Consider the following 23,940-nt stretch of genomic DNA (forward strand, 5'->3'; position numbering starts at 1 on the left):
GAGCATCGTGTTCCGAGTCGGAACACGATGCCTTCCAGCGGACTTACTCGGAAGCTTTGAACATCTGGGGGTCTCTTGTTGGCGGCCCTTCGCCAAGCGGGCCACATCGCCGCGATCAAGAAAAAAGGGGCAAGGCGACAGCTTCCGCTACTCGGACTCAAAGCAAATCAAGCTGGATCAGGCGAACAGTCGTATCTTCCTGCCGAAAGCTTGGATGGCTGCGCTACCGCAACGGCCGTAATGTGATGGACGAGGTGCACAACGCCACATTATCCATGAGCGCTGGCAAGTGGTTCGTCTCGATTCAGACTCAGCGAGAGGTCGAGCAGCCCGTGCCTCAGACCACCAGCGCCTTCGGCATCGATCGGCGTGGCCCGCTTCGCCACATTCAGCGACGGGACGGCTACTTTGCCCCGCTCAATAATTTCATGCGGCACGAGGCCAGGCTGCGTCGAGCGCAGCGGTCCATGAGCCGTAAACAGAAATTCAGCAGCAACTGGAAGAAGGCGAAAGCCGGAATCCAGCGCATTCACGCCCGCATCGGGAACGCCCGTCGCCACTACCTGCACAAAGCCACGACCACGATAAGCAAAGATCACGCGATGGTGTTTATCGAGGACTTACAGGTGAGCAACATGTCTAGGCCGGCAGCGGGGAGCACCGAGAAGTCGGGTAAGAACGTTCGGGCCAAGTCCAGCCTGAACAAAGCCATTCTCGATCAGGGCTGGTTCGAATTCCGCCGCCAGTTGGAATACAAGCTGGCGTGGAACGGCGGCTGGCTTGTCGCAGTGCCGCCCGAGAACACCAGTCGGACGTGTCCGGCATGCGGTTGCGTGAGCGCGGACAACAGGGTTACCCAAGCTCGGTTCGCCTGCATCGAATGCGGTTTCGAGGAAAACGCCGACGTGGTCGGCGCGATCAATGTTCTGGCGCGGGGACACCGCGTTGCAGCCTGTGGAGAGCCGGTGCACCTGGGCCGCTCTGCGAAGCAGGAACCCGCCGAAGTGACTGCGCAGTTCACCGCGTAGCGCCGTGGGGATCCCTTCTTTTTCGCCGAAAGGCGGCGGCCTAAGGTCGAGGGAGGGGAGATGTTCGAGACGTCGTGTTCCGACTCGGAACACGATGGCACGGGTTGTCGACGGATTCACTTGCACCGTTCGCGCCGACAAACTCCGCTTTTGACAGGGCCGCGCGGAATTCAAACCGCGTCTGTATAAGAACGAGACTCGTGTTCCGACTCGGAACACAAAAAAACCCCTCAATGAGGGGTTCGAATAGTCTGGAAACGACAACTGCTAGCGTTGCGGTCCTTCGTCAAAAAGCTCGTTTATAACCGTCCGTATCCGCTCCTCTTGAGCGGCGGTCAGGACAGCACTCTTGAGCTTTACGGTAAAGCTCACGGAGTCCTTCGTTATACTGCCGGCCTGAGTCTTACCGGCATAGACCTTGTGAATGTCACGCTGAGAAGTTACGGGCGTCGCTTCGCGACGGAGTAGCGAAGCCTCCAGCAGCTTGGCGAACTTCGACTGCTCAAGGCTGCCGTTTACAAGTTGCTTCCACACCTCGCGAGCCACCGCCAAAGCTGGCTCGCCATGCTTCTTGAGTACGGCGTAGGTGTCACTTGCCGCAGTACCGCTGAAAAGCGAAGGGTTCTTCTCCAGATCTACACGGATGAATTCGGGTAGATTGTCGAAGGCAAAATACCGATAGAGTGTGCTCCGGCTCATCCCCATAGATTCAGCCATCCGCTTCCTGTCTGGAAATTCCTTCTCGACACGGCGCATGGCCTTGCCAATTTCGTAGTCGGTGAGGTCTTCTCGGCTGATATTCTCCGCCAAAGCGAGGACGGCCATGTCTGCATCTGACGCCTCCGTGATGAGCGCCTTGATTTCTTGCAGACCCAGCACCTGGTGAGCGCGCCAACGGCGTTCGCCGGCAACCAGCTCGAAATAGGATTCCCCGTTGTTCCGCGTGACTCGTCGAACGAGAATGGGCTGCATTAGGCCCACTTCCTTAATGCTCTCCGCAAGCTCAGTGAGCCTGCTCTCGTCAAATTTTATCCGCGGCTGCCAGGGATTCGGTCGAATCTGCTCGACAGGAACGGTGCTTGCAGCCCCCTGGGACTCCAATTCTTGAATCCGCAGCTGTGCCGCACTCAGGGCCGCCATCATCCCTGGTGCAGTCTTCGGACGGTCTGCAACTTGGGGGGCAATTTCCACTTTGATTTCAGTAGCAGGAGTCAAATTTGCGGTTTGCTCCAGCATGCGCTTGCGCATATTCATTTAAGCGTCCTCCCACTTTCCGGCGTAAAACTCATCCACCCAACGGCAATATTCGTCGAACGGAATCCGCACACGCTGGAATGTCTTGTTGCTGCCCTCGAACTTACTAATGTCGAAAACCGTCGCAAGTGCGAGAGCTCCGTTACTCATTACGGAGCTCGCCGGCACTTCAATTGGGCTCATCCAATCGCCGTAGGCGCGCTGTACCCAGGAGCGAACTATCGGAGCCGAAGACGCTACGCCATAGTCCACCTTTGAAAGCAGGATGCTCACAAAGTCGTAGGTTTTGTTTCCCTCGATGTTCTTGAAGCTGTCCGCCATATCGGAGAACAGACTCCAGAACGATACCGAGCTAATGAAGTCGAGACTTTCCGGCACCAAAGGCATCACCATGGCGTCCGCAGCCATCAGGCCGTTGATCGTCAGGTAGGATAGCGAAGGTGCCGAATCCAACACGATATAGTCGTATTTTTTTCGAAGTGGCTCCAAGCCCTTACGTAGCAGCGTCCAAAAGCGATAATTCGCCGACTTGCTTGCCATCGCCGGGATATGAAACTCGGCGGAGAACAAAGATGGATGCGCAGGGATGACATCAACCCCGTCCCAATACGTCTCCTGAATGACGCTCTCTAGCGTAAAGTCTTCTGGGCTGTAGATGTACGGAAGAACGGTGCTTTCCTCGACAATCATCTTCTCGGCATACAGGCCGCACAATTCGGTCAGCGATGCCTGAGGGTCCAAGTCAACCAGCAGCACCTTCCTGCCGCGCAAACTCAACCCCTGCGCCAGGCACATACTCGAAGTCGTCTTGCAGCTACCGCCCTTGAAATTGGCAGAAATCAGTACGCGACCATCCGCTTCCCCTTTTCTTAGTAGCGGGGACGGCTTCACCTGTGAAGCTTGTTGAACCCACTTCCGAGTCTCACCAAGCGTAAATTGGCGTACGCGCCCATGAAGCTCACCCGCAGGAAGGGTGCTCCCCTCTTTCGTTGCCAGATAGTGAAGCCGCGCACGGTCGATGCCGCACATTTCGGCCACCTGGGTGGAGGTGAACGTTGGCGGACTTTTCCGAGGACGAGGTGCCAGGATATGTTCGCGAAGTTCCTCAGTAAGTTTTTGAAGCTTCTTCGAAAAGTCACTCATTGAACCAATCGTGACAGTCCGGTCAATCTCGGTTAATTCGCTCTTCACCACCATATTCAACGTTCCATGTGAAATTCACGATGAAACGTAGAATACGCGACCACCGGAGAAACTTCACGTATTTGTGAGCACTTTTGGCAAAAAAGTGACGCCTGGAGGGACTCTATGTGCGCCGTTCGCTGTATCTGATGTGGCCAGGCCGATTCAGAGGGTACTTCGCGTTGGAGAAAAATGTTGACCTCAGCCGGTCCCCCATAATGACCGGTGCGCGGCGGCGCCAAACGGATTACCACGGCCGGTGAATCCGTGGGTAATAGGCAAAGTCACCATCAATTGTACGAATTCACTGTTTTGTGGTTCTGCAGATTAGTGTCGGGCCCGCAGCAGAGTTCTCTTTCCAGAGTATCCACCGGGGCAAAGTCACCAAAATTGTACGCATCGTCGTGCGGTAAAGGTCACCACATTCATGCCGGCACTACTCGCCCTTTGAGCAACTGATGAAGATCAGTGACAAAAGTGTCCTATAGACAACTTATCATCAACAGCCGGCGAAAAGCGCTGCCACTTTATTGACAACTCCCTAGGTGACTGCGGCGCAACGTTCCAACCGCCAGCAACCTGTGGGGCGTTTGCACAATTCTGGTGACCTTGTCAGACAGCTAAGGGCCCAGCTCGTACAAATCTTGTGACCTTGGTCCCCCACTTCAGTAACCGGACAAACAACTAATGACTTGTTGCCCGCATATTGACCCTGCCAACTGTCTCAACGGCCTCTTAATGCTGCAATGACGGACAATCTTGGTGACCTTGTTCCCTTGCCGGTTCCGTATCAAGCCCTTACCCGCAGAAATACAATTCCTGTGACCGTGAGTCGGGCAAACCGCTCGCACATCCTTGCTGGGCTTGGCTTAGCCCCGAATCGGACAATTCTTGTGACCTTAAGGACAATTTCGGTGACCTTATCAGAGCCGAGGGTCGAACGACTCAAGAGGCCCGGCCAAATCTGGTGTCCTTTTGACCACATCCAGTAACCTTGCCCGACAAAATCGGCGACCTTTGGAACCGAAAAGGTGACCTTTCCAAACTAAGTCATTGATTTTATGGAGAGGCCTGTTGTCTCTTGTAAGTAGTGTTCTGTATATAAAAACAACAAACTACCAACCACACGTACATATAGACAGACCACAACGCACCGCACGCCAAACAACCTCCTCCCACCCGGACCAGGCAACTTGATCCAGCTAACGTCACCAGAATTGTCCCGAATTTCTCTTGCTGACCAAACTCGGCCCCACCGTCACTATGAAGACTACAGGAAGGCAAAGTCACAAGAAATGTTTTGACTTTTCGACCTTTCCCCTGCAACCTCCTGCCCGAAGGAGGGGAGTGGTATGGACAGCGCATCGCAACAATTAGCCTTGGCATTGTTCGAGGACTTCGCTCCTCGCGGCCAGAGTGTCACGGAAGCACCCAAGGATTTGGGCTTCCGTCGCAGCAATGCCTTCGTCAAAATCATCGACCTTAGTCTGGCAGGCCGACGCCTCATCGATGTTGCCTACTTCCTTGTCGCTGAAGACCAAGAAGTCCGGCGCGAATACCGGGTCGATCTCGGATTGTTCAAGTGGTTGCTGGCCACAACGAGCAACAACCGACGTCACCTCAGCAAGCTAATTCGCGAAGCCCAGAAAGCGGCTATCGAGTTAAACGAAATCGACGTCGAGGACCCTTCCAAAGATCGCTGGGGGGCAGTGCCTCTAATGGGTCCAGCATTCATCGAAAAAGGTGAGTTCATCTTCGAGCTTCCTGATCGGCTACAGCGCGCCATCAAGAACCCGAAATCATCGCATTTTCTAAGCCTGCGCTACGTATTCAAGTCGGTTCACTCTAAGGTCCTGTACGACCGCCTACAACAATTCATGGTTGAAGGCATCACGCCTTGGTTCGAAGTTCAAGCCTTACGTGCTTGGTTGGAGTGCGAGAAGAAAACCTACGATCTTTTCAAGCACTTCCGAAGTAAAGTTCTTGAGGTAGCTATCTCGGAAATTCGCCAAGTGACCGGACTCCACATTGAGATGCTCACACTTAATGTGCCAGGTTCAAAGAAGATCGGACAAGTTCGATTCCGATTGAACGCTACCGAGCAGCCCAACGAGCAAAAGACCGCATTCATCGTACTTCGCAACGTCTATGAGACCTTGCGTAAGGAGTTCGCACTCAACCAGTCCGAATTCAACGAAATCATTACCAACCGCGACCTGTACAACGACGAGCGAATCCACCAGGCCATGGAGTACACCCGGCACAACGTGAAAGTTGGCAAGGTGAAGGTGCGCGCGGGTGGCTATTTCATGAAGGCCCTTCGCGAGGGCTACTTGCTTGGTGAACTCGACAGGCAGATTCACCATCAGTCGGCCATTGCAGACTCAACACGTAAGGCTGCTGACCAAGAGATGGCTGAGCGCGAGGCCCGTGTGAAGGCCGCGGGCGCGGAGCGCGACCAACGAGAAGCTGATTTCGGTTGGGAAGCATATAAAAAGCTGTCCGCTGAGCAGCAATCGGACATGATGTCCGAATTTTGTCAGTCTCAGGCTGCCAAGCTTCTCGCGCGAAGACTTAACGTGACGCTCCTGAACATGCATGAGCACATCGATGATCCTAGTGTTCGAAGCACGTTTGGAGGCTTCGTGGCGAGTCGCGTGCACAAGGCGGCGAAGGCCGCCAAGCGAGTAGGTGCAGCGGCCTCAGCAAGTCTGATCTGAGCACGCCAGCGTCACATGAACCCGCGCGCCACTAAAGCCTTCGGCTTATAGCGGGGGTTTCCGGGTTCACCGACTTCTGCGCCGTGCGGCTGACCGCCCGGCGTCTTACCGATATCTCGCCTGCGTGGGAGCCTGTTTGGCCCCCGGTTCGAAGCGTCCCGCTGGTACCTTGGTTCGCATCCGCATCTCCGCATCGTCTTCTTCCGGCCCACGGCCGTGAATTCCCCCGACAGCACCAGCGCAACACTGCGATCCAGGATGACCCGGCCCGCGTTATGGTCGGCGTTGGTTCGGCAGCCGCCGCCTTGGCAGAGAAGCTACGGCCTTTAGGCCGGTTGTCCGGGCGCGTGTGGCCGCAGCAATGGCTACGCTCCTGCGAACTGTATTGCGGCCGCACCGTGACGACGAGCTTGTTGCTTCGCTGTGCCTTATATTGGGCGAACACCAATGTCTTGCCCCAGGCGCTTGCCAGTATCTTGCTGTTCGGACCCGCCTTGGCCCTGGCCTGAATCGTGAGCTATCAGCAAAGCTCGGTCCTGCTTGGCTATGGGCAGCCGAGCGCTCAACACCTTAGCGTGCAGCGCCTCAAATGCCTGCAGCCGAACGCCGGCGGACTCCGCCAAGCGGTAGCTGGTCTGATGTGCGAAGTCTAGTCTCACCTTGCTCCCGGCCCACACCACCTTCAGCGGCAAGCGTACCGGAAGTAGGGCCCAATACTCCGGGCCCGGACGCCGTGCTGGTTGCACGCAGACGACTCATACTCCGACTCCGAGAGGACACCGATCATGTTCGATGCAGGTCTGCCATCAAGGATGCTGCGAAGTTGCCCAATAGCTGCTTGTGCCACTGCTGGCGATGACCTTGTCGCTGACGGGGGCTCGACGAGGGCACCCTCGAGCCCAAGCGCTGCTTTGTCCATCTCGATAAGCCACTCGCGTGCCTGCCCATGCCCTAATGAACTGCGGCGGCCACTGGCCTCGGTGATTACGATTGAGGCTGAGTCGACCTCATAGATGCGCCCGTCGGGCGCTGCCACCCGTTTTCCGCGGTACCGCTCAACGAGTTGGATAACTTCCTGCCGGTCCTGCTCGGCGCGAGCTTCGGCTGCGTGCCCCTCATCTTCTTGGACCTTTCGAGTCCGGACCACATGCCCATAGTCAATGGGCTTTCCGAGGAGTGACTTGAGATAGGCGAACAGTTCTCGCCCTCGGAGCGGCTTGAGAGAATGGCCGGACGCCGAGACGACATCCGACAGTCGGTGGCCAGCTTTCCTTGCAAGGCGCATCAGCAAGAAGAGGGCGGACGTCTTCAGCTCTTGATCGCGCACGAGAGGCGCCAGATCAATGGGCACTGTCCGATCGGCAATCTGCACAAAGGCTCCCCGCATGGGATGTTTCTTCGTAGAAGACTGCTGGTAGTTGTTTACGCCACTCACCTGTGCGAGAGATGTAGCAACGGACTGGGGCTCATTGTGACCGGTCCGACGTTGAGCCGCCCCAAGTTGCACGACAGTAACCTCAATGCAATGGAGCAACTTTGCAGTGAACCGGATCCGGCCAACGACCTCGAGTTGCGCCCTGGTGCGCTGCTGCCGTTCACGCTCTATAAGCCCGGCATCCTCGAGTGCGCCGAGCGCTCGATAGACAGTGGCCTCGCTAATCGCAAGATGCTGCGCAATCGTTGACTTCTTGATGAAGGCTAGCGCGTTAGGATGTTCTTGGTTCAGCGCAAAGCGGATGAGCGTGGCCAGAACTTGGCGACTCGTGATGTGCAAGCCCCGGAGCCCATCTGACTCGTAAGCCAATGCGATCGCCCTGAGGATCCGCTCCGGCAGACGCCCTGCATCGTACCTGGCTGGCTTGGGTTGCCGGCCATCACTGACAATCGAGGTTGGAGCATGCAACGCACCGCCGCATGCTGTTGTTTTTTGGGCAATAGGAAGCCCTTCGAAGCCAATAATCATCTTCGATCAACGCGCAAATTTGTGGAGGGAGCATTGACAGCGAAGGGAGAGGCTTCGCAGACTCGAACTGTCTTAGAGGTCGGGTCAAGAGGGTTTCAAAGCCTGCTCCCGTTTTGCCTATGCGGATAAAAAGCCTGGAGCGCCCGAAGCTCCAGGCTTTTTTGTTCGGGCTGTGCCTACGGGCTCAACGACAACTCCTTGAAAATGCGATAGGTCACGCTAGCTCCAGAAGGGTCCGCGCGAACAATATTGGGCGCCTGCAGGGCACCACAGGCATCGTCGACTCGATTAGGGGGTTCTATTCGCCGTGCGCCAACATTCGCCGGCGGCGTAATGCGGGGCAGCGTGCAGTACCTTCTTGTTTTCGACACGGCGGCTGCAATTGCCCATCTCGTCGATCAGTCGCTACTCAGCGGGAGGACACGCACCAAGTCACCCAAGCTCGGCTTCAAGGATGAACCTGGAAGTCGGGTTCTTTTTGGTCATGGATACCCGTAGATCCTGCCGGGCACGAGTCACTGCTACATAGAAGAGGCGACGCTCCTCAGCCTCGGTGCTCTTCTCGTCGGGGACGACCGTTTCCTCCGCCCTGATAATCCAGACACGGTCCCATTCGAGACCTTTCGAGCTGTGCATCGTGGTCAGCACCAGCGCATCAGGTGCCGGCTTGTTGTTGTCTCGCCGCAGGAATTCCAAGCGATCGGAGAAGGGACCGTTCAACCGCGACAGCACGTCATACGTCGTCGTGATGGCGCGCCGGGCCTGATCAGCACCTGCATGCTGCATCATCCACTCGTGCACGCCCTCCAAAACTAACGAGTAGAACTGCCGGTCGCAGAGCGCGCGCCATTCACCCAAACGCTTCATTAGCTCCCGATACTTGTCGGCCGAATTCTCGGAGAGACCCAATTCGACCAGGTCCTTCCTCTGATGCTGCTCGCCGGTGGTCTTGCCACTGTTGTGGAGTAGTCGCAGTTCATGCGTTCCGACACCCACGAACGAGAGCAATGCGTCGATCCCGGTCTTCCTGGTCTTCTGGACGAGTTCCAGAAGGTTGCACATTAGGGCACCCTCAGGGCGGCTGAGAATAGATTTTCCCGATGCCCGGTAGTATTTGATGCCGTGGGAGCGACAGACTGCCTCGACCGGATCAAGGATGCGATTCGTACGGGCCAATATCGCCGCAGACTGGCTTTGGGAGAGCGCAGGCGCGAGGTGTTCCATTGCGGCGACTGCCTCGGCGTACTCGTCCGGGAACCGTTGGAAAGCTACTTCGCCGCCTGGGCCTTTGTGAGCGACGAGGACTTTCGGAATCCGGTCGCGGTTGTGGCGGATGATCTTGTCGGCGGCGCCAAGAATCTCAGCATGGCAGCGATAGTTGTTGCCCAGCACCACAGGTTGCGCGTCAAACTGCCGAATGAAGGATTCCATGCCGCGGAAGCCGAGGGCCGACCGGAAGCCGTAGATGCTCTGATCGTCGTCGCCTACGACCGTAATAATCGAACCCGCCTGAGCATGGAGCGCGATCCACTGGTACTGCAGCGGATCGGTGTCCTGAAACTCGTCAACGAGCAGATAGGTGAGGGGGTAAGGCGCGATCGTGCCGCGCTGGATGCCTTCGACCGCCAGGCGCAGCATGTCCTGAAAATCGATCTTCCCATTACGCTCCAGCGAATCCTGATAGGCGCGGTACAGGACCCCCTCGGTTGTCCCCGCCTGGACTTGGCCAAAGTTTGTCTTGATGGTCTCGATGGCGGTGATAGCGTCCTCTACCTTCCAGTCCAAGCCGGTGTCAGAAAGCGCCTGCGCAAGCAACCCGATGCGATCTCCATCGGTTGCAATATCGCGTCGTCCCTCGACACCGCTGCTGAGCTGCTTGTAGGCGAGCGAATGGAATGTTCCCGCCATAAGCCGCTTCTTGGCGTTACCGCCAGCCAGTGTCGCAATACGGTCGCGCAATTCGACGGCCGCATCCTTGCTGAAGGTGACGGCGCCAACGGTCGCGTTGGGCTCTGACAGGAGCATCGCGGCCTTCGTGGCAATGGTCTTCGTCTTGCCGGCTCCCGGGCAGGCCACAGCAACGCAATGCCGGCGCAGCTCCACCACTTCGCGCTGGGCTGGATTCAGTTCATCGAGCATGGTTGAGTACCACGATATGATCCTCGACGCCGCGCCAGTGGATCCCGTCCGCGTCACGGATCACGATGCTGCCGTCGCTCTCGTCATGCGCGATCACGATGCCTTCGCCGAACGAATCGATGTCGGTTTGGAATTCCACAGTGGCGTTCTTCAGGCTCATAGGATGGTCAGCCGGTTGGGATTGCGAGGGGGCCGCCGGCCAGCGGCGGCACTCAGGTTCAGATGCCCCGAACAGTGGTCATAAGCTTCAGGTGGGTCATGTAGCTGCGCAAACCGAGCGGGTGGAAGGTGCGCAGAAAACGAGCCACCTCATCATTGATATCGGTCTGGTCGCGAATACCGTTCCACACCATGAAATCGAACTGATCCATCACTCGGTCGAACTTGGCCAATACGCTCAGTACGCGCATCGAGAAGCGCGAGTAGGCTTCGACAGTCAGATTCAACGACGGCAGCGTGACCGACGGCTCAAACACAATGTCGTTCTTCGCGCGCATCTCGGCTTCACGCTGGGAGCGCAGCGCCTCGGCCACGCGCAGTTGCTCGTTGACGTAGTCCTCCAGGCGGGACAGGGCGCTCTCGAAGTACGCTTCGACGGTCGCCAGCTCGGCCTTGCTGTACGTGGCCCCGCCAAAACGCTGCAGGTTGATGCTCATGCGGTTCATGAACGGCCACCATTGTTCGAACAAGGGGCGCAGGCGGGTGTGGTTGAGCTTAATGGCGACGGGAACCACCGCAGCGCCGGCCAGCTGGCGCGTGAGGATCTGGACGCCGATGTCGCGGCGTCGGCGGATGATGGCGGCGCGATCTTCCGGCTTGAGTTCGCGGAAGCGCTTGCGGGTGTTGGCGACCTCCGCCTTCTTCTCTTCGGCCTCCGTCGACGAGATCAAGCCTTCCTTGCGCAGCGTTTCCGCCGCTGCGTCCATCTCCTGCAGTTCGCGCTCAAGCGAGCCATCGTCGGCACCATCGGTCACGCCGGAAGACGCGACGGCCAACGTGGCGGTCTCGACGGTGAGGGCGGCGTCCTCCTCCAGGCTGGTAGCAACGGCGGTGGTGTCGGTGGTGGTGGTCATGCGGTCTTCTCCTGAATGGATTCCCAAGGGTGGGTCATCCGCGTTGAATGCTTGAAGTTATGGTGAGTGGTATTACGGCTACCGGTTCACATGGAACGAGGCGGCCAGGCGCCAAGCCAATGCGCCGACGCAGGCGGCGGCAATAGTCCAGACGCCGGCCGGAAGCGACATCGGCAACAGCAGGGCCGAAGCGCAGAAGCCGAACGCAATCAGCAACCCGTGCGCGGCAAGGTGGAAGCCCAACGGGCTTGCAACCCCGGCCGCCGAGGCCCGAATCCGCCGCTGTACCGCGCCGTCGTTGAGCATTGCAGCTCCGAAGAGAAGAGCGCCCCAGGCCCAGTTTCCGACGACCGTTGCCCGGTAGATGGCGCGGTATAGCTCCATCCATAGGTGCCGCAGCCATGCCGAGGCAATGTCTGCCGTGCCGCCATCGCTGATGAGCGACTGCTTGGCAGAACCGCCATAGGAGCGGCGGATTGCGCCAGAGTCGACAAACCAGACACGGAATCGCTCGTTGGCGCGGTGAGTGAGCGCGTCGGAACGGTCCTCTCCAAACAGTGCATGGACCGAGGAAACCTCTGCAGTGTCGATCTCAAAGTGCCTGTCATCTGGAAGCATGGGCGCCAGCGTCGCCAGCAATACGGGCGTAACGATCAGCCACAGGCGCAGGTGTGAAACGAAGCGACTGTTCGGCATGTCAGCGGAGCAGAGAATGGAGAGCGAGACACGGGATGATGATGAACGCGAGCAGGCCACCCCAGAATTGGGCTGGCCGGTCGTGTTCGAGCTTCATCAATGCCATTGCAAGAGCCTGACGGCCCTGCGCGAACTGAGCCGGTACCACCGCGTCGGCATCGTTGGCGCGTATCCATGAGCGCATCTCGGAGACCTCCTCGGGCGCGATGCGCGCGACCTTAGCAATGAGCGAGCTGGCTAGTTGCATCGTATTCCTCGAAATACCGGCGGAAAGTAGGGCCCCTGAGGACGCGGGCGGCGAGCTGGAACGCGGCGCTCCGCGGTGTGATCGGCTCGGGGCAGGGCTCATCGACCATGCGGCACACATAGCCAGGCGCCTGGCGGGCTTCGAATAGCGGAATCGGTTCCAGGAAGGGCGCCCAGACGATGTACTTCTCGCCCTTGAACGCGGCGTAACGCTTGGCATACAGCTCATGCGAGCGTGCGAATAGGCCACGCATGAAGGCGACGTTGGCTTGGCCGTCTTTGCGCTCGACTTTGAAGCCGGCCAGGGCATCCACCAACATTTCCTTCACAAGCGGTTCGTCGCGCAGAGTGAAATTGAGGCCGATGAAGTCCACAAGTCGCGTGCAGACGTCGTCGAGCTCGGGGAAGCAGATGAAGACTGGCGACAGCTTGGCCGAGAGCTTGTGCTCCTTGACGATCTGGCGAAACAGGCTGGTCATGAGACTTATCCTTCGATGATGGGAATGCGACCCTGGTAGACGGCGCCACCGGAGACTCGTAGGAAGTACTGAAGGTTGGGCAACTGGGTAATCAGCCGGACTGGAATCAGGGGGACCTTTTCCAGCTGCCGGGAACGGGACACTGACCCACTGAACTCGCCCACGTGGGCCTCACTGCCCGTGCTTGTGGTGCTGGACTGAACGATATTGGTGATGCCGGTTTCGCCCACCTTGTCGGAGAACCACTGCGCCGTGTCGGTGTCCTCCAATCGTAAGATGATCTGGTTGTTCAAATTCGCCAAGACTTGCAGCATTTTTGCTGCGTTACCGAGTTTGGCTTCCAAATCCGACCGGCTCTGGAACGCGACGAACGCTTTGAAGCCCGCGCCCCGTCCCTTGTTGAGGATCTGGATCACCTGTTCGTTGATGGCCTCGGCCACCTCATCAATGATGAGCACCACGCCGGGCGGCTTGTCGTAGAAGTTGTAGATGGTGCCCGCCACGGACGCGATATCGGACAGGATCATCGAGGCGATGGCTTTGGCGACGATGCTGTTGGATAGGGAATCCAGCCCCACACATAGCACGGCCTTCTGTTTGATGATCTTGTCGATATCCCAGATTTCCCGGTCGTCCTCGAAGTCGTCGGCCTTAGGCGCGAGCATCAGTCCGGTCTCGCCAGTCGCCAGCATCTGCAGCAGCGGCAGCGCCGACGCGATGATGCGCATGTAATGCTCGCGGTCGTGCGTGAAAGTCGAAACCAGGCCGTCGATCGATTCGTGGCCGCGCCCTACGTTAGCAAAGCGCTGTAGGTAGAGCTGCACCATACCGTCGAGCACCGTCGCACCGCTCTTCTGGCCAAGCTTCTGCATGAAGCCGTTGACCTCGTCATCCCAGTCGGCCAGGCCGGCCTCCGGGAAGAAGCGCTTGAGGCAGCGCTCCAGCAAGCTGTTAATGCCGGACTGGGCGTAGTTGAGGATCGAGCGCAGGTTGGGCTTGTCGCCGACGTAAAGCTCCCCCTTGACTGCGCGGTCGATGAAGAGGAAGGCGAAGTCGCGGAACGGGCCTTCTTCCATCAACTGCGCAATCCGGCTGGGGATCTCGGACGGTTGAGACCAATTCTCCAAGGGATTCAGGCGTACCGACTCGGACGGTGCGGCTTGCTTCCAGTACAAAAACTTCCGACCCGTACGTTCGCACTCCTTTTTGACACGATCTCGGAGCTCGCGGTCGTTCTTGGGATCCAGAATAAGCAAAACGTCTTCGGCGTTGTGAATCACCTGAGTGGCGATGACCTCGTAGGTGCGAGTTTTCCCCGCGCCGGTGGTGCCACCGACCGCGGTATGGCCCCCGAGCGCCTTGTAGTGCAGCGGGACGCAGACCTTCTTCGGCTCCATACCGTGAATCCAGGACTGCCCCTGCGGCGTGCGGTCGCGGACGCTCTGGGCGGGGCCAAACTGGGCCTCGACGGCGTCGGCGATCTTCTTGGGCAGCCAGCGGGGCAGGCCCGGTATCTCCGATGATGGCATCCGCAGAATGTCGTGCGCGATTTGGCAATGCTTTTGCGTCCATTCGAAGCCCGTTCCCAGGTACATGGCATCGTCGCGCTTGCGCAGCTCCGCACTTTCCTTGAGCAACTGCCCTATGTGGATCTTGGCGAGCCATTTGGTGGAGATCGCCATACGGAAGGCAAGCGCACGCCATACCTGCGATCCTCGCAACAGCAGCATGGCGACGCAGAGGGCGGAAAAGTAGCCAGAATGTGGCATGCCGGAGGCCGGGATCAGCACCAGGCCTGATGCCCAGCCTACGGCGGCGCGCGCCTCGTACATGGGGCGGAAGTGATTGATATAGCGAACCATGGGATCAGGCCGGGGTGTTGGGTCGAGGCATGATCAATGTGCCGATGCGCTCTGCAAGGACCAGGTCTGGTCCTTGGACGCCGTACAGCAGCGACAGCTTGCGCAGGTTGTCGATCAGCGTGTCGCTCGCGATGCCGTAGTGGCCGATCATCTTCTTGGGAAGCACCAACCCCTTTTCCGCCCATGCAACCTTTACCTTGCCGGCCGTCACGTCTTGGGCGAGCGCGCGGAAGAACTCGCTCATCATGCGCGAGCCGCCTAGCAGCGCGGCAAATGGATCCGGTGTATCGCGGCGATTCCTGCCAATCGCCGCGGCGTCGATGGCAAGCGGTGTAGCCGCGCTCGAGGCAGGCGTTGCCGTAGGTGATTCAATGGCGTGTGCTGGCGGAACGGGCTGGCGCGGCGCTGCGAGAGCTGGCGCGGGAGACTGGAACAGTGCTGCAGCGCCTGCTGCCGCGCTTGGAGTCGGAGCAACTGGCTCTGGAGCCTGGGTAGTTGCGACGGTCTTTGTGCTTGCCGTCTGATCCCCGGGTGTGGGCACCGCTGCGAGCTGCTCGGCCGACGGTGGGGTGGTTGGGTCAGGAGCGAAGACGGCACGCCTCGCCTTTTGCTCGTATTCGCGGGTGGCGGCAACAGCCTGTCGCACGATTTTGTGCAACTGGGCTTCGAAGCCAGTCGGCATCGGAGCCGGGTTGATAGCGCCGAATAATTCCGACAACACCGGACCTTCCAGCCACGACAATGAGTCGGCGCCGAGGATCGATCGGGCCAGCAGTGCGCTACGCATGCGCTCTACGGGCAGGGCGGCCTCCAACCGAATCACACGGTATGGATTGTCATTGAGCCAGCCGTGAAACGCGCCGTGCGCAGCCGGCATCCACTGCTCGCCAGTATCCTCTCGCACGAAATGGAAGTGCCGGCAGGGCTCGTCAAGCCACGAACAGCACGCCGCGAGAAACAGCGCGTACAGATATTGAGGCTCCAGCCGGCGGCGTCGCTCCGATGGTTGGTCGGCGGCGAACTTCTGCCCCCCTGACAGTCGCATGGCGAAGTATGCGACCTCGACCGTTGCCCGGAAGGCACCGCCGGGCTCAGAATGCTGCGCTGGTTGCAGCGGCATGGTCGAGAACCAGTTGGCGCAAGCGCGCAGCACCGAAAGCCACTTCGCATCGAAGTCGCTCGGATTGGCCTCATTGGCGTACTGGCGGATCAGGGCAATTCGCTGATCGTGGGACGCCAGTAGCGCCTCGGCGGTCTGGGGAATGTGTTGGTTCATCGATTACTTCCCTGCCAGTTTGCTGCCGAGTTTCCACGCGCCCTTTACAACCGAGCCGGCGCCGCCCGAGATGCCGCCACCAGTGCCAAACAGTGAGGCAGCTAGCTTTGGAATCTCCAGCGAGATCAAGAGGATGAAAAAAGACAAGGACGCGGCCTTCCACCCTGCTGCGGCAGTGCTAGTGCCAATCTTCGAAAGATGCTGGATCGTCTCCGCAGTCGCCGTAGCCACCAGGTTCGCGAGGATAGCGGCGACGACGATATACATCGAAGCAGTGACCATGAAATCGAACCATGCCCAGAAGTACTTCCGAGTGAACTCCGAGAAGCCAAGGGATACGGCGATCAGGCCGACGGCCAAGCCGACCGCAGCCTGAAGTTGGCCGACGATCACGTAAAAGGCATATACCATCGAGGCCAGACACGTGAACACAAAGGCCGCGAGTAAGCCGAGCGATGAAAAGACGACAGACAGTGTGTCGTACCACTTGGCCGCCTTGAATGCGACGAAGAAGGAATCCATGAACTGGGCGGCCGTGTATGCCAGGATCTCGCCGGCCGCGTAGTTGCCGCCGCTTATCGAACGACCCAAGTCATCGAACCATTTGACAATTGAGGGTCCGAAACTGCTGTAGCCAAGATAGATCGCGACGAAGATGCCGAGGGAAGTCAGTGTCTCGATGAACTCCACCCACGCACCCACAGGGTTGCGATGAGCCATAAAGCGGATGCCACCGATCACGAGAGTCAGCACGGCGAGAGCCCATGCGAACTTGCCGGCTTCCGAAGCAGTGCGTTGGCTAAGACTGACGCCACCGTCCAGAAGTCCGTCTCGCAAGGCGATGATCTCTCTGACGGTTGACACCAACCCCTCGCCGATGGACCCCGGCGCCGGCATCGTAACGGTGGAACCACCTTGCGACTCAACGCTCTCTTGCGCAAAGGCTGTCTCAGTGAAGAGCGAGACCATCGCCAAGGCGGCGCAGAGTACAAAGCTCGTGATCGTTGAGCGGATCATGTCACTTTCCCACCAGCGTGCCGCGATTGAATACCTGTCGACGCAGCTGCTGAAGTTCCTCCGCTTGCTGCCTGGCGAGCTGTTCGGAGGCAGCAGTCTTCTCTGCCGTGTCAGCGTTCTCGCGCTGGTCTTTCACCGCATCGGACTGCGTCTTCGCACCGATGAGCTGCAGCAGGTCGGCGTTCTGCCCGGCCAACAGGTCCAGCATCTGGTTCGTGAGTTGGGCCGTAGCCTGCGCGGTCTGATTCATGTTCAAGTCCGACTGCAGATCGAGCCGGCGCTGCGCGAGCTTCTGGTTGCTCTTGGTTACATCCTGGCCGAGGGTGAACAGGCGCTTCGCGGTTTTGTCGCCAGTGTCGAGCAGAGAGCGTTGGTCGCGAAACCACTGGTCTGGCGACTTGCCGGAAGCTGTTACCAGTCCCTGCACGCTTGAGAGAAAGTCGGCGTTATCTGTGAGACTGCCATACAGTGCCGTCAGCGTTTGCCCGTAGCGTTGGTGCTTGCTGATATCGTCTCTGATGCCCATGGCCTGGGTGGCCATCGATACTCCATCAAGGCCTACCGCCTGTTGAAGCTGGTTGAGCATCATCTTGTTCTGATAGACGATGTTGGTGTTCTCGTAGATCTCAGTCTTGAGTGCCTGTGCGGCAGTCATTGTGTTCTTGACGAAGTTGGCCGCGTCGAATACCGGCATGCCGCCGGCGTAGGAGAGCGTCGATGCCAGGAGGGTTGCCGATGCCAGTGCGCAGGCGATAGCTTTTTTCATGAGTCGAGTCCTATCAGGGGAGAGGGGGTTCACTAGGCACGCGCCAGCACTTCGCGCACATACCGCTCCTGCCAGTTGGAATGGCCGGAAGCGTAGTGGCGGTCGAGTACTTCCTGCGCATAGCCGTCCGAGCGCAGCATGGCGACCATTTCCTTGCTGAATGCGGTTTGGAGCATCCGGCTTTGGGTCTTGGTGGTCCAGTAGTAGTCCCGGTTCGGCACCGCCTCAGCAATGAGCTTCACCTGGTCGACGGTGAGGCCAAAGACGTCGCAATACAGCTCTCGGCTGGTGATGGCCTGGCTGTTGGGCAGGTAGAGGATGTTGGCGATGTTGTCCTTGAGGATCTCGAAGTCGGCCACGCGCGCAATCTGCTGTAGCGATTGGGTCGCCATCCAGATCGCGCCATTGAGTTTCCGGATCGTCACAACCCAGGTTTCCAGCCGAGCGTAGAAGCGCGGGTTGGTGAAGAAGAAGCCTGCCTCCTCCACCTCGATGATCGTGTAGCGAGTGCCCCCCATGGACTGGCTGATGCGATAGAACGCATAGTCCATGAAGAGGGCTGCTGCCCGAGGGAAGTTGCTGAACAGGTCGCCCATCTCGATTGACAGGTCGTCACTGACTTCAAAGGCGTCCTCGACATGATCGAAGAAGTGCCCATACTGCCCGCCCCGCACCCAGACCTGCAGGCGCTCGCGCAGCGTAGCGTGCAACTGCGTACAGAGATTAGACAGAGTCCAGCGCTCGCGGGGGAAGCGCGACAGGATCTGCACGGCCTGATACAGGTCGGTGCGCTGCTGCGGCGTGACGTGATAATTTTCGTCCTCGATGGCGAGCACCAGCCAGTCAGTGATGTAGGCGTGATTTTCCGGATTGCCTAGCAAGGAAAGCGGATTGGTCTGCGTGGCGCCTTGGAATCGGCCGGTTACGTCGACGAACTTCCCGCCGGCTAGCAGCGTCGGGATCCGGGTCGAGCGATCCTTGTCGAAGCGGATGCGCCGCGCTCCCTGGCGGCCTGCTTGGGTGACGAGGAAATTGAGCATGACAGACTTGCCAGCGCCGATCGGGCCGAGCACTAGCAGGTGGCCGTTGCCGCCGGGCTGGTGCAAGTCCACCCGTTGCGCGGTGCGATGGCGCGTCGGCAGGCAGGTGAGCGGTGGCGTCTCAACTCCAGACAGATTGGTGAGCCAGTTGTTTCGGGTCGGGCCGGGCCTCACCGAGCGCAATGGTGCAATGTCGGAGACGGCAGGCGTCTCCACAAACTGTAGGCGGCGCTGCTTGTCCCAACGGCCGGGCAGGGTGCTGTTCCAGGCGGGCAGGAGGTTGGACTTCTCGCGGATCGGACCGAACCCCGCGTTGGTGATGGCTCCCACGACCTCACTCACGGAATCTTCGCACTCCGCCTCTGTGTCGCCATAGACGATCACCGAGATATTGACGAAGCCGTGTTGCTGGCCTTCGGCGGTAAGGCGGCGCAGCGCGTCGCCTGCCTCGGCGGCTAGTTGCTGGCGGCCCTCGTCATTCTCACTTTCTTCCTTCGCAGCCATCTGCTTGACGATCGACCAAAGGTTAAAGCTCGCCATCTTGTAGAAGCGGCGAATCTTCTCGATGTAGGTGGCGGCCTTATGGGTATCGAGAAAACGATAGAGAATGCAAATGTCCAGCTCGACATCAAGCTGCGTGAGCACGTCCAGCGCTGCTTCCTGAAATCCCATCCATTCCTTGACAGCCACGATGGCGGCATAGCGTTTGCCGTGTGCTGATTCGAACAGCAGCTTGTCCGAGCCGCTGGTCACCTCCGATTCAGTGAGGTGGGTATCCAGGAGTGTTACCGGGAAGCGCACGCGGCGCGCTGGCACGGTCGGGTTGGCCGTCTGGTGCAGGGCCGCGAGGCTGTCCTGCATCGACAGACGCGACAGACCCACCCTCGTCGCACCGCCCGCGAAGGCATCGAGCATTAACTCGAAGCGCTTGGCGTCGGCCTCGGTGCGTTGCAGGTCGAAGGCAAAGGCATTGCGGGCAAGGAGCACGTCCTTCGCGGTCTCGAAAGCCGCTACGCCGAAGTTTTTGGCCCCGACCGTCATGTGGTACGCCATGCGCTCGAACACTTTGTCGATGCCGTTCTCTGGCGTGTACGCAAGGGCAAGCGAATGCGAATTTTGGAAGTACTTTCCGCTGGCCATGTTCTCCCGGTTGAGCGCATCAAGTCGGGCGTCGGACGCGGCTGGGAATGTGCCGCCGATGTACTCACGGGTGCGTCGATGGCGCAAACGCCACCATGCGGTAACGCGGCTGTCGAAGCTGCGGCAGGCCTGATCGAGTTGGTCGCGCGCCGAGGACACGTCGTGCGTATTGGGGCTGTCCGCGTCGATACCGTCGAATTCGTAGGTCGCCAGCAGCGAGCCGTCCTTGTTTAGCACCAGATCCGGGGTGACAAGCGTCATCCACGGTGCGATTTCTTGCATAGGGCGACGCTTCAGCATGGCAGATCGCTATCGAATCCGTAGGGGCGACGAAAGCGCGGGCTGAACTTGCCGTGCCACGGTGTCGGCTCGTACACATCGCCGTAATGGTTGTAGACGTTCAACACCAGGTTCCACCACGGGTCGCTGGTGGTGAGCCAGCGAAGGAAGAAGTGGATGCACAGGCCGAGCAGGAAAAGGCCGGCCACTGTCCAAATGCCGCCCGTATAGGTGGCGTAGCAGAGCAAGGCGGTGATCGTACCGTTGGCAATGGCGAGCCCGCGCACCGCGCCACCGAGCATGCGGGGTAGGGAGAGCGAGCGGCTGACGGCGTGCTGGCGCATGGTCGTTCAGCAGTATTGGGTGAGGCCCATGTTCTTGGCGATCGGGATGGCAGCGGCCGCCAAACCGATGCCAACGATGGCGGTCATGACGATCTTCACGATGGTCGATTCCGAATTGGCAATGCCGATCGCGCCCAGGATGATGACCACCACGCCGATCACGAAGATGATGGGGCCGCTGACCAGTGCCTGGATCGAGCAGATCATGTTGGTCAGGCCGCTGAATATCCCGATGTCGGCGGCTAGGGCGTTTTGCGCACTGAGAAGCATCGCAGCTCCCAACAGCAGGGCAGCGTATTGGCTACGAGTACCGGCGCGGCTGAGAGGCATTTCCGGTTGCGGATTGGATCGAAACATGGGTGGTTGAACTCCGGTTAGAAAACGCGATTGACGACGTAGTCGTAGTTTTTGAAGCCTTGAATCTCCAGGATTTCCGATACGTGCCGCATCTCGCCGGTGCGGCGCAAATGAAGGACATAGTGGAAGCATTCGGCGATGAGCTTGCGCATGTCGTCCAGCTCCCAGCGAGAGCCGGCGGGAATGCCAAGCATCGCCAGGCTCTCCAGCCGAGAAAGGGCCGAGCGGGCGTTGTTGGCGTGCAGGGAGGCCATGCCGCCGTCATGGCCGGTGTTGAGCGCTTGCAGCAAGTCGAAGGCCTCGCCGGCGCGCACCTCGCCAACGAGAATGCGATCGGGACGAAAGCGGAGAGACAGCGCGACAAGTTGCTGGGTGGTCACGCGAGTGTCCGCGTTGGACAGCAGGCGTACCTTGTTTGGCACGGCCAGCTTCAGTTCCATCGTGTCCTCAATGGAAAGAACGCGCTCACTGTCAGGAATTTCGGCCACCAGCGCATTCAGTAGCGTCGTTTTGCCCGAGGAGGTGCCGCCTGCGACGAGGATGTTCTTGCGCTGCACGACGAGTTGGGTGAGCGCAGCCTTGAGCGATTCATCCTCCACCGGTCCGTCAAAGATCACCTTGTCATCGGCGGCGCTGCGGGCCACCCGCGCTGAGAACGCGCCCATCTCCACGTAGTCGGTCAGGGACAGGTTCTTCTCGCGGTGGCGACGGATACTGAGCGCGTTGCCGTCTATCGCGGTGGGCTGCATGACGGCGGCAATCCGCATTCCCTTGTAGCCGGCGTTGATGATGCCTTGGTCGGTACCGCGCACCGCGGACTTCTGCACCGAGGCGGCGAGCGCTCGCACTGCACCTTCGAGCATGGCGGGATCTAGACGGATATCGAGTTGGAGCAACTCGCCGTGGCGCTCAATCCAGACGCTATCAGCGTGGTTGATCATGACCTCGGCAACGTCCGGCGCTTCGACGTAGGGCTTGATCGGGCCCAGAGCCTCGAAGAACATGGCGACCGCGCTCGCTTCGAGCTGGTCGAATTGCAGGGGGGAGGGAGCGGCAGGTGCAGACATGCCGCTATTGTTCTCGTTCAGCGTCTGCGTGTGCGGTCGAAAGGTATGCGATTTTCGAGAGCTTTCAGCGAAATCGCGGAGGGCACTTTTCAAGCCGCCCGCCCCAGAAAGAGCGGCGAGCACATGAGTCCACCCTACTGGCCATAACGCATACGATTTCGCTCGCTTATAGCAAATAGGGTGAACTCATGTGCTCGGAGAGGGGGGCTGAGGACGCAGCGAGGCGCGCTCAGGAGAAAGGGATTTGGCAAGTTGTTATCGCCCTGCAGTGGCAACTAAATCCCGATCAAAGAAATTTTGAAAGCTGTCGAAAATCGCATACCTTTCGTGACTCGTTGAGTATCGATTCGCTGGTTCAATAGGCGGCATCCACACAGGTGCCTCATGCCACTGTTCTCCCGCCGCAACGAATCGAAGAAGGTCCTGTCTCCCGCGCCTGGCATGTACGCCGGCGAGGACGTCACGCAATTTTTGTTTGACCGGACCGCTCGCGTGGTTGTCGAGCGCAATCACTGGAAGCTGGCGACGCTCGTCGCCGCACTGGTTGCCGTTGCGGCTGTCATAACGCGACAGCCGCCAGAGCCGGTAGTGCGCGTGGTTGGGGTCTCGGCGGATGCGAGCGGCAAGCCGGTGGCGCGCGAGTTGGACGCCTACCAGCCCAAAGCCTTGGAGATCCAGGTCGCCTTCCGCGACGTTGTCACGCGCATGTTCACGATCGAGCCGGTGCTCACCCCGGAGATCGAGAATTCCCGCATCTTTCAGAACATCAATGGCGTGAAGAAACAGATGGTGGGCGCGGCACGCAAGCAGTTCGAGGACTGGCTGTCTGAAGACGCGCCGTTTCGTGCCATTGCGCAAAGCCCTTCGCTTGTGCGCGAGGTCCAGATCACCAACATTGCTTTGCTGCCGGATAACACGGTGGCGGTGGAATTCGTCACGTCCACCCGTGACGAAGGCTCGAAGCCGCGAAGGCAGCGCTACGCAATGACCTTCCGTTATCAGATTGACCCTCCGAAAAGCGACGCGGCTCTGACGTCGAATCCATTCGGCATCTATCCCGTGTTCTTCAGTATCCAGAAGTCTGCCGCCTGAGTCGACGACTGAGTTGCCACCTAAGCCATGTTCCGATCCCTGCGTCCCAAACTCTCTGTTATTGGTCTTGCAACGGCCCTTTGCCTGATCCTGTCAGCAGGCCCGGGCTTCTCGGCCGACAAGCCCTCGCGCAAGGCACCGCCGCCGTTGCCGACGCTCGGCATTGGCGATATGTCCGACGCGATGAACCCGATGAACCCGTTTAATGGAGGGATAGAGCCCGTGGCTTTGCCGGGCGACTCGCGCCTGGTGGTGTTTCCCTACAACGCGGATCAGATCTTCCGCGTACTGACTGCGCCACTCAAGGTCACGACGATCGAATTCGCCGCCGACGAGCAGATCATTGGCGAGCCGGCTTGGGGCGACAATATCCGTTGGGTCTTCGAGACCGATGGTGCGAATCACCTCTACGTGAAGCCAACCGCACCGGCCCTGGTCAACACGCTCTCGGTGAACACCAACAAACGCAGCTACGAATTCACGCTGGTGTCTTCGCCTCTGGGCGGCATTTTCTATCAGAAGGTTCGCTTCCGGGTCCAGCAGCCCTTCAGTGCCAAAGTGAAGGGGCGCGCCGATCAGTCGAGGGACGTGAGTGAAGCCAGTGTCGCCACGTCAGATGCGGTAGCGGTGTCGCCAGACAAGCTGAACTTCGATTACGAAGTTTCGGGTAGTGCGAGCTTCAAGCCCGAGACCGTGTTCGACGACGGCAAGGCAATCTGGATGCGCATGCCGAAGTCGGCCGACTGGCCGGTGCCGCTGGTCAAGGACGGTAGCGACTATGTGGTGGCGAATTTCATTCGACGCGGCGACTTCCTCGTGTTGCAGCGCATGGCAGATGCCGTGGCCCTGCGCTCCGGCGACACCGAAGTGACGGTGCAGCGTGGCCGGCGCCGGTTCCTGGGCCTGTTCTGAGCGAGGAT

The 23,940-nt window shown here is 59.2% G+C and carries 21 protein-coding genes; 4 read left to right on the forward strand and 17 right to left on the reverse strand.

Annotation, left to right across the window (positions count from 1 at the left end; genetic code table 11):
* Positions 1 to 56 precede the first annotated feature (56 nt).
* Positions 57 to 1,028, forward strand: a complete 972-nt coding sequence (locus LPA45_RS30250) for a transposase (RefSeq protein ID WP_317924304.1) — start codon at positions 57 to 59, stop codon at positions 1,026 to 1,028.
* Positions 1,029 to 1,295: 267 nt separating this feature from the next.
* On the opposite strand, the gene LPA45_RS30255 is transcribed toward LPA45_RS30250, so the two are convergent.
* Together LPA45_RS30255 and LPA45_RS30260 are read right to left on the reverse strand one after the other, a co-directional pair.
* Positions 1,296 to 2,282 carry a ParB/RepB/Spo0J family partition protein gene (locus LPA45_RS30255; protein WP_317924305.1) on the reverse strand — a complete coding sequence of 329 codons (987 nt, stop codon included), beginning with the start codon at positions 2,280 to 2,282 and terminating at the stop codon, positions 1,296 to 1,298.
* Positions 2,283 to 3,479 carry a ParA family protein gene (locus LPA45_RS30260; RefSeq protein WP_133095114.1) on the reverse strand — a complete coding sequence of 399 codons (1,197 nt, stop codon included), beginning with the start codon at positions 3,477 to 3,479 and terminating at the stop codon, positions 2,283 to 2,285.
* Positions 3,480 to 4,816: 1,337 nt separating this feature from the next.
* On the opposite strand from LPA45_RS30260, the gene LPA45_RS30265 reads away from it, so the two are divergent.
* Positions 4,817 to 6,184 carry a replication initiation protein gene (locus LPA45_RS30265; RefSeq protein WP_317924307.1) on the forward strand — a complete coding sequence of 456 codons (1,368 nt, stop codon included), beginning with the start codon at positions 4,817 to 4,819 and terminating at the stop codon, positions 6,182 to 6,184.
* 682 nt (positions 6,185 to 6,866) lie between these two features.
* Here the strand turns inward: LPA45_RS30265 and LPA45_RS30270 are convergent.
* The 15 genes from LPA45_RS30270 to LPA45_RS30340 form a co-directional block, all read right to left on the reverse strand.
* On the reverse strand, positions 6,867 to 8,147 hold the full coding sequence (locus LPA45_RS30270) for a helix-turn-helix transcriptional regulator (protein ID WP_367395308.1): 1,281 nt from the start codon (positions 8,145 to 8,147) through the stop codon (positions 6,867 to 6,869).
* 432 nt (positions 8,148 to 8,579) lie between these two features.
* Positions 8,580 to 10,286, reverse strand: coding sequence for an ATP-dependent helicase (locus LPA45_RS30275; RefSeq protein WP_317920729.1), 1,707 nt, complete (start codon positions 10,284 to 10,286; stop codon positions 8,580 to 8,582).
* Positions 10,276 to 10,446: a hypothetical protein gene (locus LPA45_RS30280; RefSeq protein WP_317920728.1), complete on the reverse strand. Its 171-nt coding sequence runs from the start codon at positions 10,444 to 10,446 to the stop codon at positions 10,276 to 10,278. Before LPA45_RS30280 ends, LPA45_RS30275 begins: the two co-directional genes overlap by 11 nt.
* Positions 10,447 to 10,504: 58 nt before the next feature.
* On the reverse strand, positions 10,505 to 11,359 hold the full coding sequence (locus LPA45_RS30285; RefSeq protein WP_317920727.1) for an ATPase: 855 nt from the start codon (positions 11,357 to 11,359) through the stop codon (positions 10,505 to 10,507).
* Positions 11,360 to 11,437: 78 nt separating this feature from the next.
* Positions 11,438 to 12,055 (reverse strand): DUF4400 domain-containing protein, encoded by a 618-nt coding sequence (locus tag LPA45_RS30290; protein ID WP_317920726.1) that lies wholly within the window; start codon positions 12,053 to 12,055, stop codon positions 11,438 to 11,440.
* Position 12,056: 1 nt separating this feature from the next.
* A complete protein-coding gene (locus LPA45_RS30295) occupies positions 12,057 to 12,302 on the reverse strand; it encodes a hypothetical protein (protein ID WP_317920725.1) in 246 nt (81 codons plus the stop codon).
* A complete protein-coding gene (locus LPA45_RS30300; RefSeq protein ID WP_317920724.1) occupies positions 12,274 to 12,780 on the reverse strand; it encodes a hypothetical protein in 507 nt (168 codons plus the stop codon). Before LPA45_RS30300 ends, LPA45_RS30295 begins: the two co-directional genes overlap by 29 nt.
* A 5-nt stretch (positions 12,781 to 12,785) precedes the next feature.
* Entirely contained in the window at positions 12,786 to 14,642 is a 1,857-nt protein-coding gene (gene traD, locus LPA45_RS30305) for a conjugative transfer system coupling protein TraD (protein WP_317920723.1), read from the reverse strand.
* Between the two features lie 4 nt (positions 14,643 to 14,646).
* Positions 14,647 to 15,918: a TraI domain-containing protein gene (locus LPA45_RS30310; protein WP_317920721.1), complete on the reverse strand. Its 1,272-nt coding sequence runs from the start codon at positions 15,916 to 15,918 to the stop codon at positions 14,647 to 14,649.
* Positions 15,919 to 15,921: 3 nt separating this feature from the next.
* A complete protein-coding gene (locus LPA45_RS30315) occupies positions 15,922 to 16,935 on the reverse strand; it encodes a type IV secretion system protein (protein ID WP_317920720.1) in 1,014 nt (337 codons plus the stop codon).
* Position 16,936: 1 nt separating this feature from the next.
* Positions 16,937 to 17,701 carry a conjugal transfer protein TrbJ gene (locus LPA45_RS30320; protein ID WP_317920719.1) on the reverse strand — a complete coding sequence of 255 codons (765 nt, stop codon included), beginning with the start codon at positions 17,699 to 17,701 and terminating at the stop codon, positions 16,937 to 16,939.
* A 32-nt stretch (positions 17,702 to 17,733) separates the two neighbouring features.
* Positions 17,734 to 20,181 (reverse strand): conjugal transfer protein, encoded by a 2,448-nt coding sequence (locus LPA45_RS30325; protein ID WP_317920718.1) that lies wholly within the window; start codon positions 20,179 to 20,181, stop codon positions 17,734 to 17,736.
* Positions 20,175 to 20,504, reverse strand: coding sequence for a conjugal transfer protein (locus LPA45_RS30330; protein ID WP_317920716.1), 330 nt, complete (start codon positions 20,502 to 20,504; stop codon positions 20,175 to 20,177). The genes LPA45_RS30325 and LPA45_RS30330 overlap by 7 nt, the downstream gene beginning before the upstream one ends.
* Positions 20,505 to 20,510: 6 nt before the next feature.
* Complete coding sequence (locus LPA45_RS30335) at positions 20,511 to 20,861, reverse strand: TrbC/VirB2 family protein (RefSeq protein WP_317920715.1); 351 nt, start codon at positions 20,859 to 20,861, stop codon at positions 20,511 to 20,513.
* Positions 20,862 to 20,878: 17 nt separating this feature from the next.
* Positions 20,879 to 21,928 (reverse strand): ATPase, T2SS/T4P/T4SS family, encoded by a 1,050-nt coding sequence (locus LPA45_RS30340; protein ID WP_317920730.1) that lies wholly within the window; start codon positions 21,926 to 21,928, stop codon positions 20,879 to 20,881.
* 384 nt (positions 21,929 to 22,312) lie between these two features.
* Here LPA45_RS30340 and LPA45_RS30345 point away from each other — a divergent pair, with 384 nt between their 5' ends.
* Together LPA45_RS30345 and LPA45_RS30350 are read left to right on the forward strand one after the other, a co-directional pair.
* Positions 22,313 to 23,020, forward strand: coding sequence for a type IV secretion system protein (locus tag LPA45_RS30345; protein WP_317920714.1), 708 nt, complete (start codon positions 22,313 to 22,315; stop codon positions 23,018 to 23,020).
* A gap of 27 nt (positions 23,021 to 23,047) precedes the next feature.
* Positions 23,048 to 23,932, forward strand: a complete 885-nt coding sequence (locus LPA45_RS30350; RefSeq protein ID WP_317920712.1) for a TrbG/VirB9 family P-type conjugative transfer protein — start codon at positions 23,048 to 23,050, stop codon at positions 23,930 to 23,932.
* The last annotated feature ends 8 nt before the right edge of the window (positions 23,933 to 23,940 follow it).

This window comes from Cupriavidus sp. Agwp_2, assembly GCF_040784895.1.
Classification (GTDB): domain Bacteria; phylum Pseudomonadota; class Gammaproteobacteria; order Burkholderiales; family Burkholderiaceae; genus Cupriavidus.